Annotated in this window: 24 protein-coding genes; 13 read left to right on the top strand and 11 right to left on the bottom strand. The window is 52.4% G+C overall.

All coding sequences use genetic code 11. The features are described from left to right. Positions 1–251: 251 nt before the first annotated feature. Together ispB and sfsB are read left to right on the top strand one after the other, a co-directional pair. Positions 252–1,223, top strand: a complete 972-nt coding sequence (gene ispB / locus OGX67_RS24130) for an octaprenyl diphosphate synthase (protein WP_003025033.1) — start codon at positions 252–254, stop codon at positions 1,221–1,223. A gap of 222 nt (positions 1,224–1,445) precedes the next feature. Next, on the top strand, positions 1,446–1,730 hold the full coding sequence (gene sfsB / locus OGX67_RS24125; protein ID WP_003839952.1) for a DNA-binding transcriptional regulator SfsB: 285 nt from the start codon (positions 1,446–1,448) through the stop codon (positions 1,728–1,730). Between the two features lie 56 nt (positions 1,731–1,786). Here sfsB and murA read toward each other — a convergent pair whose 3' ends face one another. From murA to mlaF, 7 genes are all read right to left on the bottom strand, one after another. Continuing rightward, on the bottom strand, positions 1,787–3,046 hold the full coding sequence (gene murA / locus OGX67_RS24120; RefSeq protein WP_003839949.1) for a UDP-N-acetylglucosamine 1-carboxyvinyltransferase: 1,260 nt from the start codon (positions 3,044–3,046) through the stop codon (positions 1,787–1,789). A gap of 53 nt (positions 3,047–3,099) precedes the next feature. After that, positions 3,100–3,354 (bottom strand): BolA family iron metabolism protein IbaG, encoded by a 255-nt coding sequence (gene ibaG, locus OGX67_RS24115; protein ID WP_003025040.1) that lies wholly within the window; start codon positions 3,352–3,354, stop codon positions 3,100–3,102. Between the two features lie 169 nt (positions 3,355–3,523). Continuing rightward, a complete protein-coding gene (gene mlaB / locus OGX67_RS24110) occupies positions 3,524–3,817 on the bottom strand; it encodes a lipid asymmetry maintenance protein MlaB (RefSeq protein WP_003025045.1) in 294 nt (97 codons plus the stop codon). Beyond that, positions 3,817–4,452 carry a phospholipid-binding protein MlaC gene (mlaC, locus tag OGX67_RS24105; protein WP_003025047.1) on the bottom strand — a complete coding sequence of 212 codons (636 nt, stop codon included), beginning with the start codon at positions 4,450–4,452 and terminating at the stop codon, positions 3,817–3,819. The genes mlaB and mlaC overlap by 1 nt, the downstream gene beginning before the upstream one ends. A gap of 18 nt (positions 4,453–4,470) precedes the next feature. Next, positions 4,471–5,028 carry an outer membrane lipid asymmetry maintenance protein MlaD gene (mlaD, locus tag OGX67_RS24100; RefSeq protein ID WP_003025050.1) on the bottom strand — a complete coding sequence of 186 codons (558 nt, stop codon included), beginning with the start codon at positions 5,026–5,028 and terminating at the stop codon, positions 4,471–4,473. 4 nt (positions 5,029–5,032) lie between these two features. Then, complete coding sequence (gene mlaE, locus OGX67_RS24095) at positions 5,033–5,815, bottom strand: lipid asymmetry maintenance ABC transporter permease subunit MlaE (RefSeq protein WP_003025053.1); 783 nt, start codon at positions 5,813–5,815, stop codon at positions 5,033–5,035. 19 nt (positions 5,816–5,834) lie between these two features. Beyond that, positions 5,835–6,635, bottom strand: coding sequence for a phospholipid ABC transporter ATP-binding protein MlaF (gene mlaF / locus OGX67_RS24090; protein ID WP_003025057.1), 801 nt, complete (start codon positions 6,633–6,635; stop codon positions 5,835–5,837). Between the two features lie 215 nt (positions 6,636–6,850). On the opposite strand from mlaF, the gene OGX67_RS24085 reads away from it, so the two are divergent. The 11 genes from OGX67_RS24085 (at position 6,851) to npr (ending at position 14,770) form a co-directional block, all read left to right on the top strand. Then, positions 6,851–7,828, top strand: a complete 978-nt coding sequence (locus tag OGX67_RS24085) for a calcium/sodium antiporter (RefSeq protein WP_003839941.1) — start codon at positions 6,851–6,853, stop codon at positions 7,826–7,828. A 13-nt stretch (positions 7,829–7,841) separates the two neighbouring features. Next, the gene (gene kdsD, locus OGX67_RS24080; protein ID WP_003025063.1) at positions 7,842–8,828 is read left to right on the top strand and encodes an arabinose-5-phosphate isomerase KdsD; all 987 of its coding nucleotides are present in this window, start codon (positions 7,842–7,844) and stop codon (positions 8,826–8,828) included. Positions 8,829–8,848: 20 nt separating this feature from the next. After that, complete coding sequence (gene kdsC, locus OGX67_RS24075) at positions 8,849–9,415, top strand: 3-deoxy-manno-octulosonate-8-phosphatase KdsC (protein ID WP_003025065.1); 567 nt, start codon at positions 8,849–8,851, stop codon at positions 9,413–9,415. Further along, on the top strand, positions 9,412–9,987 hold the full coding sequence (gene lptC, locus OGX67_RS24070; protein WP_003025068.1) for an LPS export ABC transporter periplasmic protein LptC: 576 nt from the start codon (positions 9,412–9,414) through the stop codon (positions 9,985–9,987). Before kdsC ends, lptC begins: the two co-directional genes overlap by 4 nt. Beyond that, positions 9,956–10,504: a lipopolysaccharide ABC transporter substrate-binding protein LptA gene (gene lptA, locus OGX67_RS24065; protein ID WP_003025070.1), complete on the top strand. Its 549-nt coding sequence runs from the start codon at positions 9,956–9,958 to the stop codon at positions 10,502–10,504. Before lptC ends, lptA begins: the two co-directional genes overlap by 32 nt. A 6-nt stretch (positions 10,505–10,510) precedes the next feature. Further along, positions 10,511–11,236 (top strand): LPS export ABC transporter ATP-binding protein, encoded by a 726-nt coding sequence (gene lptB / locus OGX67_RS24060; RefSeq protein ID WP_003025073.1) that lies wholly within the window; start codon positions 10,511–10,513, stop codon positions 11,234–11,236. A gap of 46 nt (positions 11,237–11,282) precedes the next feature. After that, the gene (gene rpoN / locus OGX67_RS24055; protein ID WP_003025074.1) at positions 11,283–12,716 is read left to right on the top strand and encodes an RNA polymerase factor sigma-54; all 1,434 of its coding nucleotides are present in this window, start codon (positions 11,283–11,285) and stop codon (positions 12,714–12,716) included. 22 nt (positions 12,717–12,738) lie between these two features. Next, on the top strand, positions 12,739–13,026 hold the full coding sequence (gene hpf / locus OGX67_RS24050) for a ribosome hibernation promoting factor (RefSeq protein ID WP_003025078.1): 288 nt from the start codon (positions 12,739–12,741) through the stop codon (positions 13,024–13,026). An 83-nt stretch (positions 13,027–13,109) separates the two neighbouring features. Beyond that, positions 13,110–13,601, top strand: coding sequence for a PTS IIA-like nitrogen regulatory protein PtsN (gene ptsN / locus OGX67_RS24045; protein WP_003025083.1), 492 nt, complete (start codon positions 13,110–13,112; stop codon positions 13,599–13,601). A gap of 45 nt (positions 13,602–13,646) precedes the next feature. Next, the gene (gene rapZ / locus OGX67_RS24040; RefSeq protein WP_003025085.1) at positions 13,647–14,501 is read left to right on the top strand and encodes an RNase adapter RapZ; all 855 of its coding nucleotides are present in this window, start codon (positions 13,647–13,649) and stop codon (positions 14,499–14,501) included. Next, complete coding sequence (npr, locus tag OGX67_RS24035; RefSeq protein ID WP_003025086.1) at positions 14,498–14,770, top strand: PTS phosphocarrier protein NPr; 273 nt, start codon at positions 14,498–14,500, stop codon at positions 14,768–14,770. The genes rapZ and npr overlap by 4 nt, the downstream gene beginning before the upstream one ends. Before the next feature lie 130 nt (positions 14,771–14,900). Here the strand turns inward: npr and mtgA are convergent, their stop codons facing one another. The 4 genes from mtgA to mnmL all read right to left on the bottom strand — a co-directional run bounded on the left by mtgA (position 14,901) and on the right by mnmL (position 19,961). Then, the gene (gene mtgA, locus OGX67_RS24030) at positions 14,901–15,620 is read right to left on the bottom strand and encodes a monofunctional biosynthetic peptidoglycan transglycosylase (protein ID WP_003839927.1); all 720 of its coding nucleotides are present in this window, start codon (positions 15,618–15,620) and stop codon (positions 14,901–14,903) included. Then, entirely contained in the window at positions 15,617–16,270 is a 654-nt protein-coding gene (gene elbB / locus OGX67_RS24025; protein WP_016151059.1) for an isoprenoid biosynthesis glyoxalase ElbB, read from the bottom strand. Before elbB ends, mtgA begins: the two co-directional genes overlap by 4 nt. Before the next feature lie 229 nt (positions 16,271–16,499). Beyond that, positions 16,500–18,836 (bottom strand): aerobic respiration two-component sensor histidine kinase ArcB, encoded by a 2,337-nt coding sequence (arcB, locus tag OGX67_RS24020; protein WP_049015921.1) that lies wholly within the window; start codon positions 18,834–18,836, stop codon positions 16,500–16,502. A gap of 195 nt (positions 18,837–19,031) precedes the next feature. Then, entirely contained in the window at positions 19,032–19,961 is a 930-nt protein-coding gene (gene mnmL, locus OGX67_RS24015) for a tRNA modification radical SAM protein MnmL/YtqA (protein ID WP_003025090.1), read from the bottom strand. Positions 19,962–19,966 lie beyond the last annotated feature (5 nt).

Below are 19,966 nucleotides of genomic sequence, written 5' to 3'. Positions count from 1 at the left end.
TCCGCTTCCGCGCACACCTTTTTGATGATTCAGAGTGCGCTATAAATATTCACAATAGGGCGCGAATATTACGCAAAACGCGAGCCTTTGACAAGTGCTACCGTCAATACATGAAGAAAAAAAACACAACACGTACGGTAACGTTTATCTACGGCGTTTTTTCAGTACAATCAGCATATATTTATAACCCTAAACCCGACGTTACCTTCTCACACAGTAAGGTAATCGGGGCGAGAAGCCCGGCTTTTGCGATGAATTTAGAAAAAATCAATGAGTTAACCGCGCAAGATATGGCGGGGGTCAATGCGACAATCCTTGAACAGCTCAATTCTGACGTTCAGTTGATCAATCAACTGGGGTACTACATCGTTAGCGGCGGCGGAAAACGCATTCGCCCAATGATCGCCGTCCTCGCAGCGCGGGCCGTTGGTTACCAGGAAAATGCGCACGTTACGATCGCGGCCCTCATCGAGTTTATCCACACAGCGACCCTGCTGCACGATGATGTTGTGGATGAGTCAGACATGCGCCGTGGGAAAGCTACGGCAAATGCGGCGTTTGGTAATGCGGCCAGCGTGCTGGTTGGCGATTTTATCTATACCCGCGCATTTCAGATGATGACCAGCCTTGGCTCGTTGAAAGTGCTGGAAGTCATGTCGAAAGCAGTCAACGTCATCGCCGAAGGTGAAGTCTTGCAGCTGATGAACGTCAACGACCCAGACATCACCGAAGAAAACTATATGCGCGTCATCTACAGTAAGACGGCGCGGTTGTTTGAAGCGGCAGCCCAATGTTCAGGCATTCTGGCTGGCTGTAGCGAAGAACAAGAAAAAGGGTTGCAGGATTATGGCCGTTATCTCGGTACAGCTTTCCAGTTAATTGACGATTTGCTGGATTACAGCGCGGATGGCGAGCAGCTGGGTAAAAACGTCGGTGATGACCTCAACGAGGGTAAACCTACGCTGCCGCTGCTGCATGCCATGCGCCACGGTACTCCAGAACAAGCGCAAATGATCCGCCAGGCCATTGAGCAAGGTAATGGTCGTCACCTTCTGGAGCCGGTTCTGGAAGCGATGAACGCCTGTGGTTCCCTGGAGTGGACGCGCCAACGTGCAGAAGAAGAGGCTGATAAGGCCATCGCTGCGTTGCAGGTGCTGCCTGATACGCCGTGGAGAGAAGCGCTGATTGGTCTGGCACATATCGCCGTACAGCGCGACCGTTAATTCCCTACAGCATCCTCCCTCATCCCGTGCTCTGCACGGGATTTTTTTATAAGTTCTAGTAATCCCCCCACCCTCCTCCGGATAATCACGCAGAACCTTGGCATATTCTGAATATATACACACCTTACGTGAACATTTTAGAACATTCGTTCTTCGGGCGTTATAGTGTCGCCACAACCGATCGTGGAACCGTAAGTCGTTAACCAAAGGAGAGATGAATTTATGGAAAACAAGCTGATTGACTGGCATCCGGCCGACATCATCGCCGGACTGCGCAAGAAAGGGACCTCAATGGCCGCTGAATCACGTAAAAATGGATTGAGTTCATCAACGCTGGCAAATGCGTTAACGAGACCATGGCCAAAAGGTGAGTTGATTATCGCCCGGGCACTGGGAACTGATCCCTGGGTGATTTGGCCGTCACGCTATCACGATGCCAAAACGCATGAGTTCATTGACAGAACGCGGATGATGAGGAGTCGCAGAGAGAAAAAGAATCCGGAATGAACATTGAGCTGTAACCCCCGGCCAACTGAACTGGGGGTTACAAGAGACGTTGACGATTACTCGCCTTTCACGCGCTCAATGTTTGCGCCCAGCGCACGCAGTTTATCTTCGATGCGCTCATAGCCGCGATCGATGTGATAAATACGATCGACCACTGTTGTACCTTCAGCAATACAACCTGCCAGCACTAAACTTGCAGATGCACGCAGATCGGTCGCCATAACCTGTGCGCCTGAGAGTGTTTCCACGCCGTGGCAAATCACGGTATTGCTTTCGATTTCTGCGTGAGCGCCCATACGGCTCAGCTCAGGCACGTGCATAAAGCGGTTCTCAAACACGGTTTCCGTGATGAAACCGGTCCCTTCTGCCACCAGGTTCAGCAGCGTGAACTGGGCCTGCATATCGGTAGGGAACGCCGGATGCGGCGCAGTACGCACATTGACCGCTTTCGGACGTTTGCCGTGCATATCAAGGCTGATCCAGTCGTCGCCGACTTCGATATCCGCACCCGCATCACGCAGTTTCGCCAGAACGGCATCCAGTGTGTCCGGTTGTGCATTACGGCAGATAATTTTGCCACGAGAAATTGCCGCCGCCACCAGGAAGGTACCGGTTTCGATACGGTCTGGCAGAACGCGATACACACCACCGCCGAGACGCTCAACGCCTTCGATCGTAATACGATCTGTGCCCTGGCCCGTGATCTTCGCGCCCAGCGCAATCAGGAAGTTCGCGGTATCCACAATCTCCGGCTCGCGCGCGGCATTTTCGATGATGGTGGTGCCTTCGGCAAGCGTTGCTGCACACATGATGGTGACAGTCGCACCGACGCTCACTTTGTCCATGACAATATGCGCGCCTTTCAGACGGCCATCAACGGACGCTTTCACATAGCCTTCTTCCAGCTTGATAGTCGCGCCTAACTGCTCCAGACCGGTAATGTGCAGGTCCACCGGACGCGCGCCGATGGTGCAGCCGCCCGGCAGTGAAACCTGGCCCTGACCAAAGCGGGCAACCAGCGGCCCGAGCGCCCAAATGGATGCACGCATGGTTTTCACCAGATCGTACGGCGCACAGAAGACGTTCACATCACGCGCATCAATGTGCACGGAACCATTACGCTCAACTTTCGCACCCAGCTGGCTCAACAGCTTCATTGATGTGTCAACGTCCTTCAGTTTCGGGACGTTTTGGATCTCTACAGGTTCTTCAGCCAGCAGCGCCGCAAACAGGATCGGCAGTGCGGCGTTTTTAGCGCCTGAAATTGTGACTTCGCCCTGGAGCTTGGTTGGCCCCTGAACACGAAATTTATCCATTATTCTGTTCTCTGTTAAGAATTTATCTTCGCTACCGGCACATCACCCGTAGCTCAAAAACCGTTAAGTTTGCGATCGCGCGCCCATTCCGCTGGGGTAAACGCCTTAATCGACACGGCATGAATGCGGTTATCCGCAATGTACTCCATCAACGGGCCATAGACCGATTGCTGCTTCTTGACCCGGCTCATGCCTTCAAACATCTCACCCACGGCAATAACCTGAAAGTGACTGCCGTCGCCAGAAACGTGGACTTCCTGGAGGGAGAGTGCATTCATCAGCACGCTCTGAATTTCATTATTTTCCATGGGCTCTTCATTCGTCAGATAGTGAAAACAGCCCAACATCTTAGAGCAAAGTGGCGCTGTCATAAATAAGCAAAAAGCCTCGCTGATAAATCAGACAAGGCTTTAGTGGCAGATCCCCCTCAGGGGTTTTGCCGGATAGCGGCACAAGACCTTATCCGGCCTGGAAAAATTAACGCGGAAGGACGTCGTCAGGCAGATTGTAAAGCTGCGCCAGCGTGTACACTTTATCGTTAACACCAGTGAGCGAAACGCTGTTTCCCTGCTGCTTGCCTTGATTAATCAGATGCAACAGTAACGCCAGACCGCCGGTATCTACCCGGGATACCTGGTTCAGATCGATGCAGGATACCCCTTTCATCGCCTCAATTCGCGCATCCCATAAGGGATTTAACACGTCCTGATCCAGCTCTCCCACCAGCACCAGCTTGTCGCCTTCGCGCGTCCAGGTGAGTGACTGCGTCATTATTTTTTCTCTTCCAGCGTGATTTTCTGCTGAGAAATAGATTTCAGCTGTGCCGTCAGGCCATCAATACCTTTGGTACGCAGCAGGTCGCTCCACTCATTTTGTTTGGTGGTGATCATACTTACGCCTTCGGCGATCATGTCATACGCCTGCCAGTTACCGGTCTGGGAGTTTTTACGCCACTGGAAATCCAGACGTACCGGAGGACGACCGTTTGGATCGATGATGGTTACGCGGATAGGTACGATGGTCGCATCACCCAACGGCTGCTCAGGGGCAATCTGATAGGTCTGGCCGTGGTACATCGCCAGTGCCTGGCCGTAAGCCTGCTTCAGATATTCACGGAATGCAGCAAAATAGGCTTCACGTTGGGCAGGAGTCGCATCTTTGTAGTAACGACCCAGCACCAGCGCACCGGCATACTTAACCTGCACATAAGGCAGCAGTTCCTGATCGACGACCTGACGCAGGTAATCGGGGTTGGAACGGATTTTTGGTTGCTCGTTTTTCAGACGGTCAAAGGTCTTTTGCGCCGCCTCATCCATCAGTTTGTACGGGTTAGTCTGGTCTGCTGCGGTTGCCGCGCTAAGTGGAGCAATCACCAGCATAGCCACCATCATCAATCGTTTAAACATACGTCGATTCTCCTGATATTATTTCGTTGCGCCCGCAGGCGTAGTGGCTTCATTATTGCCTTCAGTTGCGGCTGGCGCATCGCCAGAATTCTTATTGTCATCACCTTTGCTGTTGCTGTTGTAAAGGAACTGACCAATCATATCTTCCAGCACCATCGCGGATTTCGTGTCCTGAATCGTACCGCCATCTTTGAGGATAGACGTTCCCAGCTCAGGATCTTCAAAACCCACGTTCAATGCCAGATACTGTTCGCCCAGCAGACCGGAAGTACGGATGCTCAGAGAACTGGTGTCAGGAATATGGTTAAAACGCGATTCGATTTCCAGCGTCACGCGCGGCAGGTACGTTTTCGGATCTAACGAGATGTCCGATACGCGTCCAACTACCACCCCGCCAATCCGCACCGGAGAACGCTCTCTCAGGCCGCCGATATTATCAAAGGTCGCATAAATCGTGTAAGTCGGTTCAGTACGCATTGAGGTAACGTTCGCCGCCTTCAGGCAGACAAACAGCGCAGCCAGCAGCGCAACCAGCAGGAATAACCCGACCCAAATTTCATTTTTTTTCGTTTGCATGAACTCAATTCCCAAACATCAGTGCGGTCAGCACAAAATCCAGCCCCAGAACGGCAAGAGAGGCGTGCACAACGGTGCGTGTCGTTGCCCGGCTAATCCCGGCAGAGGTCGGGATCGCATCATAACCATTGAACAATGCAATCCAGGTGACCGTAATGGCGAACACCACGCTTTTAATCAGACAGTTGACCAGGTCCAGACGCCAGTCGACGGCATTTTGCATAGCCGACCAGAAAAAGCCCGCATCAATACCCTTCCAGCTTACGCCAACCAGAGAACCACCCCAGATCCCCACGGCGACAAATATAATCGTTAGCAGCGGCAATGAAATGACACCGGCCCAAAAACGCGGAGAGATCACCCGGCGCAGTGGATCGACGGCCATCATTTCCAGGCTGGAAAGCTGCTCGGTCGCTCTCATCAGACCAATCTCTGCAGTTAAGGCCGATCCGGCCCGCCCGGCAAACAGCAGCGCCGCAACAACCGGCCCCAGCTCACGTAACAATGACAGCGCCACCAGCATACCGAGGCTGGTTTCCGCACTGTAGGTCGTCAGCACCAGGTATCCCTGCAATCCCAACACCATACCGATGAATACGCCTGACACAATAATGATCAGCATCGATAAGACACCGACATTATAAAGCTGGCGTATCAGCAGCGGCGCATGTTTGCGAAACTCCGGTTTGCCGACAACCGCATTGAACAACATTAATCCGGCTCGCCCGAACGTCCTGAGGGTTTTTATTCCTCGATGTCCGAGTGATGCCAGCGCATTTAACAACATGGGTGGCTTAACTCCCTGTTTAGAGTAAATCGATATGGTAGTCACCCGCCGGGTAACGGAACGGAACCGGTCCATCGGCAATGCCGTCAAGGAACTGGCGTACGCGCGGATCGGCATTTTCTTGTAGCGCCTGAGCACTACCGTAGGCCACTATTTTTTTGTCCGCCATTATATAGGCGTAATCCGCAATACTCAGTACTTCAGGCACATCATGGGATACCACCACACAGGTGACACCCAGCGCGCTGTTCAGTTCTGAAATCAACTTCACCAGCACGCCCATGGTGATGGGATCCTGACCGACGAACGGCTCATCAAACATAATGAGGTCAGGCTCCAGCGCGATAGCACGCGCTAACGCAGCGCGGCGCGCCATCCCACCGGATAATTCAGAAGGCATTAATTTGGCCGCACCCCGCAGGCCGACGGCCTCGAGCTTCATCATCACCGTGCTCTTCAGCAACGGCGCTGGCAACGTCGTATGCTCGCGCAGAGGGTACGCAACGTTGTCAAACACATTCATGTCGGTAAATAGCGCACCTGACTGAAACAGCATACTCATGCGCTTACGCACGGTAAATAAACGCGAACGGGACATGGCCGGGACGTTCTCACCGTCAAACAGAATCTCGCCCTTATCCGGTGAGATCTGTCCGCCAATCAGACGCAACAGCGTCGTTTTGCCGATGCCTGATGGCCCCATGATTGCCGTCACCTTACCGCGCGGTACCGTCAGGGAAATATTATCAAAGATGCAGCGGTCGCCCCGGGAAAAGCTGACATCGCGCATATCGACTAGATTCGCCACAGACTGCCCCATTGATTCATCCTTTACTATTGCCTCGTTGATCGAAGAGTTTGGCGCTCAATTTAGCCCTGAACTCAACATATTTACAGATTATTGCCTGTCCTGGTTAGCGAAAGCTGGCATTTGTTTTACTTTTTAGCCGCATAAAGTCAAAATTAAGACTTCGTTACGGCTTCCAGAAGATCCTTCAAGAGGACCGGCGAGTATACCTGAAGAAAGGACTTTAGATGCTTTTAGCGACGGCGCTGTTAATAATTGGTTTACTTCTGGTGGTCTACGGTGCCGACCGTCTGGTATTTGCCGCATCCATTTTATGTCGAAACGTCGGTATTCCCCCCATTATCATCGGAATGACCGTGGTCAGCATTGGTACGTCGTTACCGGAGATCATTGTCTCCGTTGCCGCATCGATGAATGGGCAACTCGATCTGGCTGTAGGGACCGCCATAGGTTCTAACATCACCAACATTCTGCTTATTTTAGGCCTGTCGGCGCTGATTCATCCTTTTACCGTGCATTCTGATGTTCTGCGTCGTGAATTACCGCTAATGTTGCTGGTAAGTATTTTAGCTGCATCCGTCCTGTATGACGGGCAGTTGAGCCGCAGCGACGGTTTCTTTCTTCTGCTCCTGGCCGTGCTATGGCTGCTATTCATTGTTAAAATCGCTCGTCTGGCCGAGCGACAAGGCAATGACAGCCTGACACGCGAGCAGATAGCTGAGCTGCCGCGCGAAGGCGGGTTACCCGTCGCATTTTTGTGGTTGGGTATTGCGCTGATTATTATGCCTATGGCTACGCGTATGGTGGTAGATAACGCTACCGTACTGGCGAACTATTTCGCCATGAGCGAACTCACCATCGGGTTGACGGTGGTCGCCATTGGTACCAGCCTGCCGGAACTGGCAACGGCGATTGCGGGTCTGCGTAAAGGTGAAAACGATATTGCCGTCGGTAACATTATCGGCGCGAACATTTTTAATATTGTTATCGTCCTCGGGCTACCGGCGTTGATTACGCCGGGCGAAGTCAATCCGATGGCCTTCGTCCGGGACTACAGCGTCATGCTGCTGGTGAGCGTTATTTTTGCATTACTCTGCTGGCGACGTCCGCGCCAGATTGGTCGCGGCGCGGGCGCGCTGCTGACCGGCGGTTTTATCATATGGCTGGCGATGCTGTATTGGTTATCGCCACTTCTCGTTGGATAACTGGAAACGCATTATGTCGCACTTAGAGTTGCAACCGGGTTTTGACTTTCAGCAAGCAGGCAAGGAAGTCCTGGCAATTGAACGTGAAGGCCTGGCGGAGCTTGATCAGTACATCAACCAAAATTTTACCCTGGCATGCGAGAAAATATTCAGTTGCCCGGGCAAAGTCGTGGTGATGGGAATGGGGAAATCCGGCCATATCGGGCGGAAAATGGCAGCCACATTTGCCAGCACCGGCACCCCCTCATTTTTTGTACACCCAGGCGAAGCTGCACATGGCGATCTGGGTATGGTCTCGCCGCAGGATGTGGTCATCGCCATCTCTAACTCCGGTGAATCCAATGAGATAGCGGCGCTGATCCCGGTATTAAAACGTCTTCATGTACCGCTTATCTGCATGACCGGTCGTCCGGAAAGCAGTATGGCGCGTGCAGCAGATGTGCATCTGTGTGTTAAAGTGCCCAAGGAAGCTTGTCCGTTAGGCCTGGCGCCGACCAGCAGCACGACAGCAACACTGGTGATGGGCGATGCCCTTGCGGTGGCATTATTAAAAGCGCGCGGCTTTACCGCGGAAGATTTTGCATTGTCTCATCCCGGTGGCGCACTGGGCCGTAAGCTTTTACTGCGCGTTAACGATATTATGCATACGGGCGACGAGATCCCGCATGTAACCAAAAACGCCAGCCTGCGTGACGCCTTAATTGAGATCACGCGTAAAAATCTCGGCATGACCGTCATTTGCGATGATGCCATGAAGATTGACGGTATTTTCACCGATGGTGATTTACGTCGTGTCTTCGATATGGGCGTTGATGTACGCCAGTTAGGCATTGCCGATGTGATGACCCCTGGAGGCATTCGCGTGCGTCCGGGTATTCTTGCCGTCGATGCCCTGAACTTAATGCAGTCCCGCCATATCACCTCGGTAATGGTTGCTGATGGCGACCAGTTACTCGGTGTGTTACATATGCATGATCTGCTACGTGCAGGTGTAGTGTAAGAAACTCAAGGATAACGAAAATGAGTAAAGCAGGTGCGTCGCTTGCGACCTGTTATGGACCCGTCAGCGCAGACGTTATCACCCGGGCAGAAAACATCCGTTTGCTGATCCTGGATGTGGATGGCGTACTGTCTGATGGTCTGATTTATATGGGCAACAACGGTGAAGAGCTGAAGGCTTTTAACGTCCGCGATGGTTACGGAATTCGCTGTGCGCTCACTTCCGGTATTGAGGTTGCCATTATTACCGGACGAAAGGCTAAACTTGTAGAAGATCGCTGTGCCACTTTGGGGATCACCCACCTGTATCAGGGACAGTCAGACAAACTGGTTGCTTTTGGCGATCTCCTTAGCAAACTGGCGATCGCGCCGGAGAATGTCGCCTACGTTGGCGATGACCTGATCGACTGGCCGGTGATGGCACAAGTGGGATTGAGCGTCGCGGTGGCAGATGCCCACCCTTTGCTGATCCCGCGGGCCGATTATGTCACCCGTATTAATGGGGGACGTGGCGCTGTGCGTGAAGTCTGCGATTTATTACTCCTGGCGCAGGGCAAACTGGACGAGGCCAAAGGGCAATCGATATGAGCAAAACCAGACGTTGGGTTATCATTCTACTGTCTCTGGCTGTCCTTGTGATGATTGGTATTAATCTGGCAGACAAAGAGGACACCGCTCAGGTCGTCGTCAATAACAACGAGCCAACCTATAAGAGCGAACATACTGATACCGTCGTGTATAGTCCGGAAGGCGCGCTGAGCTATCACTTGATCGCACAACACGTTGAATATTATTCGGAACAAGCGGTTTCGTGGTTTACTCAACCAGTATTAACCACATTTGATAAGGATAAAGTACCGACCTGGACGATCAAGGCCGATAAAGCCAAATTGACCAACGATCGGATGCTGTATCTGTACGGCCATGTTGAGGTTAACGCCCTGGTGCCTGACTCTCAACTACGCAGAATTACGACCGATAACGCGCAGATTAACCTGGTGACACAAGATGTCACTTCCGATGATCTGGTGACGTTGTATGGCACAACATTTAACTCCAGCGGACTGAAGATGCGCGGCAACTTACGCAGCAAGAACGCCGAGCTGATTGAAAAGGTTAGAACCTCATATGAAATCCAAAACAAACAAACTCAGCCTTAATCTTGTACTTGCCAGCTCACTTCTGGCCGCCAGCATTCCGGCATTTGCCGTCACCGGCGATACCGAGCAGCCGATTCACATTGAGTCGGACCAGCAGTCCCTGGATATGCAGGGCAACGTGGTAACGTTTACTGGCAACGTGATTGTGACTCAGGGCACCATCAAAATTAACGCCGATAAAGTCGTCGTGACCCGTCCTGGCGGCGAAGACGGCAAAGAAGTGATTGACGGCTATGGCAATCCAGCGACGTTTTACCAGATGCAGGACAACGGTAAACCGGTTAAAGGCCGCGCCTCGCAGATGCACTATGAACTGGCGAAAGACTTTGTCGTGCTAACCGGCAAGGCGTATCTGGAACAGCTCGATAGCAACATCACGGGCGATAAGATCACCTATCTGGTAAAAGAGCAGAAAATGCAGGCCTTCAGCGATAAAGGCAAACGCGTCACCACCGTTCTGGTTCCGTCGCAGTTGCAGGACAAAAACAAGGCTCCGGCAGAGAAAAAAGGTAACTGATTCGTTATGGCAACATTAACTGCAAAGAACCTTGCAAAAGCCTATAAAGGCCGTCGTGTGGTGGAAGATGTCAGTCTGACCGTCAACTCCGGGGAGATCGTCGGTCTGCTCGGTCCTAACGGTGCAGGCAAGACAACAACCTTTTACATGGTGGTCGGCATTGTCCCGCGCGATGCGGGTAACATTATCATTGATGACGAAGACATCAGCCTGCTGCCTCTGCATGCGCGCGCGCGTCGCGGCATCGGCTACTTACCGCAGGAAGCATCGATTTTCCGTCGCCTGAGCGTGTTTGATAACCTGATGGCGGTACTGCAAATTCGTGACGATCTGACCAGCGAGCAGCGGGAAGATCGCGCCAACGAGCTGATGGAAGAATTCCACATCGAGCACCTGCGTGACAGTATGGGGCAGTCGCTCTCCGGTGGTGAACGACGCCGCGTGGAGATCGCCCGCGCACTGGCCGCTAATCCGAAATTTATCCTGCTGGATGAACCGTTTGCCGGTGTTGACCCGATTTCCGTTATTGATATCAAACGGATCATCGAACACCTGCGCGACAGCGGCCTTGGCGTGCTGATTACCGACCATAACGTCCGCGAAACGCTGGCAGTGTGTGAGCGCGCCTATATCGTGAGTCAGGGGCACCTGATCGCGCACGGCACGCCAACAGAAATACTGCAGGATGAGCACGTTAAGCGCGTATACCTTGGGGAAGACTTCAGACTCTGATAGGGTAGAAGACTTCACGTCACCGCAGGAGAAAACAACTCTGAACATGAAGCAAGGTTTGCAACTCAGGCTTAGCCAACAACTGGCGATGACGCCTCAGCTACAACAGGCTATCCGTCTGTTGCAGCTGTCCACGCTGGAACTTCAGCAAGAACTTCAGCAAGCGCTGGAAAGTAACCCACTGCTCGAGCAAACCGATCTTCACGACGAAATTGATACCCAGGAAAAACAGGACAGCGAAACCCTCGACACCGCTGATGCTCTCGAACAAAAAGAGATGCCTGAGGAGCTGCCACTCGATGCCAGTTGGGATGAAATTTATACCGCCGGGACGCCTTCGGGCACCAGCGGAGATTACATCGACGACGAGCTGCCTGTGTATCAAGGTGAGACCACGCAATCACTACAGGATTACCTGATGTGGCAAGTGGAACTGACCCCGTTCTCGGATACCGATCGCGCCATTGCGACATCCATTGTGGATGCGGTAGACGAAACCGGTTATCTCACCGTGACCCTGGACGATATTCTCGAAAGCATGGGCGATGACGACGTCGGTATGGACGAAATCGAAGCCGTGCTTAAACGCGTTCAGCGCTTTGATCCCGTAGGCGTGGCCGCTAAAGATCTCCGCGACTGCTTACTGATCCAACTTTCGCAGTTTGATAAAGCCACACCGTGGCTGGAAGAAGCGCGCCTGATCATCAGCGATCATCTCGACCTGTTAGCCAACCATGACTTCCGCACGCTGATGCGCGTGACCCGACTGAAAGAAGACGTGCTAAAAGAAGCCGTCAATCTTATTCAGTCACTGGATCCAAGGCCTGGGCAGTCGATCCAGACTGGCGAACCAGAATACGTTATTCCGGATGTGCTGGTGCGTAAGCATAACGATCGCTGGGTGGTCGAACTCAACAGCGACAGCATCCCACGACTGCAGATTAACCAGCACTACGCTGCTATGTGCAATAGCGCGCGCAACGATGCCGACAGTCAGTTTATCCGTAGCAATCTACAGGATGCGAAGTGGCTGATTAAAAGCCTGGAAAGCCGCAATGATACACTGCTGCGCGTAAGCCGTTGCATCGTTGAACAACAGCAAGCCTTCTTTGAGCAAGGCGAAGAGTTTATGAAACCGATGGTGCTGGCGGATATCGCCCAGGCCGTCGAGATGCACGAATCGACCATTTCCCGTGTGACCACGCAAAAGTATCTGCACAGTCCGCGCGGCATTTTTGAATTGAAGTATTTCTTTTCCAGTCACGTTAACACTGAAGGTGGAGGCGAAGCCTCATCCACGGCGATCCGTGCGCTGGTGAAGAAATTAATTGCTGCGGAAAACCCCGCGAAACCACTGAGTGACAGCAAGTTAACCTCTATGCTGTCAGAACAGGGTATCATGGTGGCACGCCGCACCGTTGCGAAGTACCGAGAGTCTTTATCCATTCCGCCGTCTAACCAGCGCAAACAGCTGGTCTGACCCAACCGATAAGGAAGACACTATGCAGCTCAACATCACTGGAAACAACGTCGAAATCACTGAAGCCCTGCGCGATTTTGTTAATACAAAATTTGCCAAGCTTGAACAATATTTCGACCGGATTAATCAGGTCTATATTGTGTTGAAAGTGGAGAAGGTTACACATATCTCGGATGCAACGCTGCATGTGAACGGTGGCGAAATTCATGCCAGCGCGGAAGGTCAGGATATGTACGCCGCCATTGACGGTTTAATTGATAAACTGGCTCGGCAGTTAACAAAACATAAAGATAAACTGAAACAGCACTAACTTGTCCGGGCAGTTAGCGGGTGCAGGACGGCCTGTTGTGTAGCACAACGGGCCATTTGTACAGTTAGCGCTTAGGTGAAATTATGACAAATAACGATACGACTCTACAACTGAGCACTGTTCTTAACCAGGAATGTACACGCGCAGGCGTTCACTGCCAAAGCAAGAAACGCGCACTGGAAATCATCAGTGAACTGGCGGCAAAACAGCTCAGCTTGCCTTCTCAGGTGGTATTTGAGGCCATTCTGACGCGTGAAAAAATGGGCAGTACCGGCATCGGTAATGGTATTGCTATCCCGCATGGAAAGCTGGAAGAAGACACGATGCGCGCGGTTGGTGTGTTTGTGCAACTTGAAACGCCTATCGCCTTCGACGCTATTGATAATCAGCCAGTCGATCTGCTGTTCGCCCTGCTGGTTCCGGCGGACCAAACCAAGACGCATTTGCATACGTTGTCACTGGTCGCAAAACGTCTGGCGGATAAAACCATCTGTCGTCGTCTGCGCGCCGCACAGAGTGACCAGGAGTTGTATCAAATCATCACGGACACCGAAGGTGGACAGGATGAAGCATAACAACCCAATGGCATCCTTTTTTGTCGTTGTGAGGAGAAACAGTACATGGTACTGATGATCGTCAGCGGCCGTTCAGGGTCAGGTAAATCTGTCGCTCTGCGTGCGCTGGAAGATATGGGTTTTTACTGCGTGGATAACCTTCCCGTAGTGCTGTTGCCCGATCTGGCTCGTACTCTGGCCGATCGCCAGATTTCTGCGGCCGTCAGCATTGATGTGCGCAACATGCCTGAGTCCCCGGAGATTTTCGAGCAGGCCATGAACAATCTGCCTGAAGGTTTCTCACCACAACTGCTGTTCCTTGATGCTGACCGTAACACGCTGATTCGTCGCTACAGTGACACGCGTCGCCTGCACCCACTCTCCAGCAAGAACTTGTCTCTGGAAAGCGCTATCGATAAGGAAAGCGATTTGCTTGAGCCTTTGCGCTCTCGCGCTGACCTGATCGTTGATACCTCCGAAATGTCCGTGCACGAACTGGCGGAAATGTTGCGTACCCGACTGTTGGGCAAACGTGAACGTGAATTGACGATGGTTTTCGAATCCTTTGGTTTCAAACACGGTATCCCGATTGATGCAGATTACGTCTTTGACGTGCGCTTCCTGCCTAACCCGCACTGGGATCCGAAGCTGCGCCCAATGACCGGTCTTGACCGCCCCGTCGCCGCGTTCCTCGACAGGCACACAGAAGTACACAATTTTATCTACCAGACGCGCAGCTATCTTGAGCTATGGTTACCCATGCTGGAGACCAACAACCGTAGCTATCTCACCGTAGCCATCGGTTGTACCGGCGGGAAGCACCGTTCGGTGTATATTGCAGAGCAGCTGGCAGACTACTTCCGCTCACGCGGTAAAAACGTGCAGTCACGCCATCGTACGCTGGAAAAACGTAAATCATGACCGTGAAGCAAACCGTTGAAATCACTAATAAGCTGGGCATGCATGCCCGTCCAGCTATGAAACTGTTTGAATTGATGCAGGGTTTCGAAGCAGAAGTTTTGCTGCGTAATGATGAAGGAACGGAAGCCGAGGCCAACAGCGTTATCGCTCTGCTGATGCTGGATTCAGCCAAAGGGCGTCAGATAGAAGTTGAAGCCACGGGTCCGCAGGAAGTTGAAGCCCTTGCCGCAGTGGTTGCCCTGTTTAATTCAGGTTTTGATGAAGATTAGTCAAGTGGTTTTAACACGTAGCCAGTAGGTCGGATAAGGCGTTTACGCCGCATCCGGCAATGCCATTGTGTCGTATTGTGCCTGATGCGCTGCACTTAAATCAGGCCTACAAAAACAGCGACAGCAGCAATTAATACAGCTTATTTTCCCGCATAAACGACTCACCGCCTAACTGGCGCATTTGACGCATGATCCACGCCTGACGGCTACGCACATAACCAGAAGGCGCATTCGCTTTAAAACGCAAAGGATTAGGTAATACCGCCGCCAGCAAGGCCGCTTCAGACAGACTCAACCGACTGGCAGGCTTATGGAAATAGCGCTGCGCCGCCGCCTCCACACCAAAAATCCCATCGCCAAACTCAGCGATATTAAGGTAAACGGTCAGAATACGTTTCTTGCTCCAGACGGTTTCCATACCCAGCGTTAGCCCGGCTTCAAGACCTTTACGTACCCAGCTACGTCCATCCCACAGAAAGAGGTTTTTCGCCGTCTGTTGCGATAACGTCGACGCTCCGCGAATACGGTTTTCATTGCGTTCATTGTGCGCCAGCGCTTTCTCTATGGCGGAGACATCGAATCCCCAGTGCTCGGGAAACTTCTGGTCCTCCGCGGCAATGACGGCCAGTCCCATCCAAGGTGAAATCTCGTCCATGCTCACCCAGTCTGAGTGCGCCACATAACCAAAATCACCGGACAGCCATGCGCCCAGTTGCCGTTCAACCATCACCGCCGAGAAAGGCACAGGCATCACGCTGAAAAGTGCGATGCCCCCGCCCCAGAATACGCCGAGGACAATGACCGCCCGCAGAAAGATACGTCGCAGAAAGGCGGTAACTCCTGTTCTCATTCAGCCAGCACCAGCACACGCGATACCAGTTTATCGATGCCACTCGCAGCCTGAGCGATATCCTGCGCCAGCATATAGGCGGGCGTGGTAACAATTTTGTTGTCCTCATCGACGACAATGTCATCAACCGGACAAGGCACATGCTCAGCGCCCATCTCTTCCAGCACCTCTGCCGTATCGATATCAGTACCGATGGTCAGACGCAGCGGGAAATCAAAAATTTTAGGTAACATAGCGGGCGCAATGCACATAAATCCTAGCGGCTTACCCGCCTGATGCATGGCCACCGCCAGCGCGGCTAAGTCGCTGTCAACCCGGCATTCGCTGCCCTGACTGGCAAAATTGCTCAGATTTTTGGCCGCACCAAACCCACCCGGCACGATCAACGCATCCAGTTCCGCTGAGACTGCCTGAGCGAGCGGGCGAATTTCACCGCGTGTTAGACGTGCGGCTTCAATCAGTACATTACGCGTTTCCAGCATCGGCTCGCCGGTCAGATGATTAATCACATCCGCTTGCTGTTTATCCGGAGCAAAGCAGACGGCCTGAGCGCCGTTGCGGGCAATGGCCAGAAGCGTGAGAACAGTTTCATGGATCTCTGCACCGTCATACACGCCGCATCCACTGAGCACTACACCCACTTTTTTCATCGTGATACTCCTTTCTCAACTGGCTGAAACATATTAGTTATTATGATTTAAATGCTACGCTTCACACATTTAACTGATTCATGTAACAAATTATTTAAGATTTGCTATCTTAACTGCGTGCGGCCTGAAAATTAGGGCTGCGCCCTTGTAAACAATGATAATAATTTACGGCGCAGCCACGATTTCCCTGGTGTTGGCGCAGTATTCGCGCACCCCGGTCAAGCCGGGGTCATTTTTTTTCCACGCTCGCCACCCAGGCTTTTAATACCGCCACGTCGTGCTGCCACTCCTGCTTCATCTCTTCAATCCATTCAGCAACGTTATCTTCCCAGGCGGGAAGGTCCGGAGACTGGATTTGCTGACCTAACTGTTGCAGGTGACGCAGCCCCACAGAACCTGCTGCGCCTTTAATTTTATGACCTTCCTCAACCACGCCTTTTTTATCCCGTGCGGTCAAGTTTGACTCCAGCACGCTCAAATATCCCGGCATCATCTTCTCAAACACCGCCAGCCCGTCGGTAATTAACTTCGGTCCCACCAGCTCGAGGTATTGTTCCAACATAGGAATATCTAACAGCGCTTGCGATTTACTGCTTTCTTCAGATGTCACAGTGCTCTCCTCTTCGTTTCTGGTATCCCAGTATTTTTTGATCATGGCGGTTAGCGCCGGAACCGACAGCGGCTTACTCAGCACGTCATCCATTCCCGCGTCCAAATACTCTTTTTTATCTTTCAGTACGTTAGCGGTGAGTGCAACCAGCGGCGGAAGGTCCTCACGAGCGTATTTTTGCGTGAGCTCCCGCGAGATATCCAGACCGGTCATATCCGGTAGCTGAATATCCAGCAGCACCAGGTCATATTCACCCGGCGTAAACATTTCCAGCGCGGCTTTCCCGGTCATCGCGACATCCACGCTGTTGCCTAATTTTTCCAGCACGGAACGCGCAACAATAACGTTCAGTTCAATGTCTTCCACCAGCAGCACATTCAGGGCTGGCAGCGGCATGTCATCGTCTTCAAAGGCGTCTTCAATCTCTTCCGCTACCGCAGGCGCATGTACGGTCAGAGTAAAGATGGAGCCTTTACCTGCCTGGCTGGAAACCGTAATATCGCCGCCCATATTTTTCGCCAGACGCTTCGACACGGCCAAACCAATCCCGGTTCCTGTGGCCGGTTTACCGCCGTTGCTGTCCTTCACCTGATAATACATGGCGAAGATTTTATCCTGCTCATCCTGCGGAATGCCGATCCCAGAATCTTCAACCTCGAAATGCAGCATATCGCCCTGGTCATAGCGCGCCCGCACGGTCACCTGTCCCTGCTGAGTGAACTTCACGGCGTTGCTGATCAGATTCCACAGAATCTGGCGCAAACGCGTGCCGTCGGTAATGACCTTATGCGGTAGCGGTAATGTTGGCTCAAGTACAAAACGCAGCCCTTTTTGCTGCGCCTGCAGGCCAGAAAGGTTTTCCAGATCCGCCATAAAGCTGGTGAAATCAACAGGCTGGTTATCGAGCTGGACTTTACGTCGCTCCATCTTATCCATATCTATGATATCGTTGAAAATATTCCCCAGCGTCACGGCAGAGACATGGATGGTTTTCAGGTATTTTTCCTGCTCAGCGGTCAGGTCTGTATCCAACAGGATCCGGCTTAAGCCGACAATGCCGTTAAGCGGAGTGCGCAGCTCGTGGCTGATGGTGGAAATGAAGGTGGTCTTATCACGGCTGGCACGTTCAAGCGCGTCCTGATAACGCTTACGCTCGGTAATATCGCGCCCAAAACCCATCAGGCCATGTCGCTTACCTACGCGGTCATAGTACGGCACTTTACGAATTTCAAAGCAGGCTTTGCGCCCGTCCGGGTAGTCCAGCCACTGTTCGTAGGTGAGTGAGACGTTATGACGGAATACCTTCTCGTCGGTTTCAATTACCTTTTCAGCCGCTTCAGGAGAGTAAACGTCAGCCGGTTTTAAGTTCACCAGTTGCTTTTCGCTTTTGCCAGTCAGCAGTTCCATGGCACGGTTACAGCCGGAAAATTCTTTATCTTCATTGCGATAAAAAACCAGATCCGGCGAGGCATCAAGGAAAGAGCGTAAAAAGGAAGACTGTTGCTCGAGCTGGATCTGCGTTTCTTCGCGCTCTTTGATTTCAACCTTCAGTTGCTCGAACGTTTCCTGGCGCTCCGCTTCGGCTTTTTCGCGCTCAACAATTTCCTGATTGAGCTGGGCTATATTATCTTTCAATTGCACATTGAGCTTGAGATCGCGCTCGCGCATCTCTTCCAGCTTTTGTACCAGTCGTGACAGGCGTTGCCGGGACTCTTCCAGTTGCTCCACCACCACTGACAGGAAATAGACAGCCCAAGGGGTAATTAACAGACCAAAAAAGATAGAACGGATAACATCAATGCTTTCTACCTGGCCATGCAGCACCATGGTGACAGCCATCTGCACCACAATTGCCAACACGACCAGAGCCAGCGCCAACAGCAGCGAAAAGCGCACCAGACCCAACTTCATCATTAGGTCGACGTAATATTGCGCCAGCATACGGATTTGCTTCATAGAGGGTTCCTTCACGACAACTTGGCACAATAATACTCAATTCTTGGCGTGACGTTTGAGAATGTGCAAGAAATGCGGAGGTTATCAGTGAAATGACCGTAGAGAGGTTAATCGTAGGCCTGATAAGCTAAGCGCCATCAGGCAAGCAGGCGCAGATTGCCGGATGTCGGCTTTGCCTTATCCGGCCTACGAGGGTTAGATCACCGGCTGCACCCATGGCGTACCCAGCGCCGAGCCTTGCACGCCGTGCTCGTTAAGGTACTTATCCAGTTCAACCATCCCAGTCCAGCGATTTTCACACCATAGCGGTGCTAACAACGTTGGGCGACGCGCGCTGGCGGAAATGCGATGATAAATCACCTCTGGCGGCGTATGGCGGATCATCTCCCCGGCGGTAACCGTATAATCGTCCAGTTCAATTCCGTTCAGCCGCCCAGCCTCCCAGGCTTTCGCCATCGTACTGCCTTTCACAATATGCAGCGGATGCAGCTTAATACCGTCGACACCCGTCTCCACTACACGTTCCATGGTTTGCAGGCATTCTGCCTGCCCTTCTCCCGGCAGACCGACAATCAGGTGCGAACAGACTTTCAGCCCGCGTTCACGCGCCAGTCGCGTGGTGTTCTGGTAGCAGGCAAAATCATGACCGCGGTTAATACGGTGCAGGGTTTTGTCATGTGCGGTTTGCAGACCAAGTTCCAGCCATACCTCATAACCCAGGTCTTTATACTCGCAAAGCAGATCGAGTACCGCATCCGGCACGCAGTCGGGGCGCGTCCCAACGCATAACCCGACAATACTGGCCTGGCTGACCGCCTGCTGATACATCGAACGCAGCACCTGTACTTCAGCAAAGGTGCTGGTATAGGCCTGGAAATAGGCCAGATAGCGTCTGGCGCGATTGACCAACTGCGCCTGATGCTCAAGCTGCTCGGCAATGGAATGATGCTGCTGAGTTTCATCGGCAAACGAGGCGACATTACAGAAAGTACATCCGCCACGTCCGATGGTGCCATCACGATTTGGACAGCTAAAGCCGCCGTGCAGCGTGAGTTTATGAACCTTTTGCCCATAACGGCGAGAAAGATCCCCACCAAACATATTGACTAATTTCTGTAACTGCATAATCT

This window comes from Citrobacter sp. Cf118 (assembly GCF_030334095.1).
GTDB lineage: Bacteria > Pseudomonadota > Gammaproteobacteria > Enterobacterales > Enterobacteriaceae > Citrobacter > Citrobacter freundii.
This window is presented reverse-complemented; position numbering and strand designations above follow the sequence as displayed.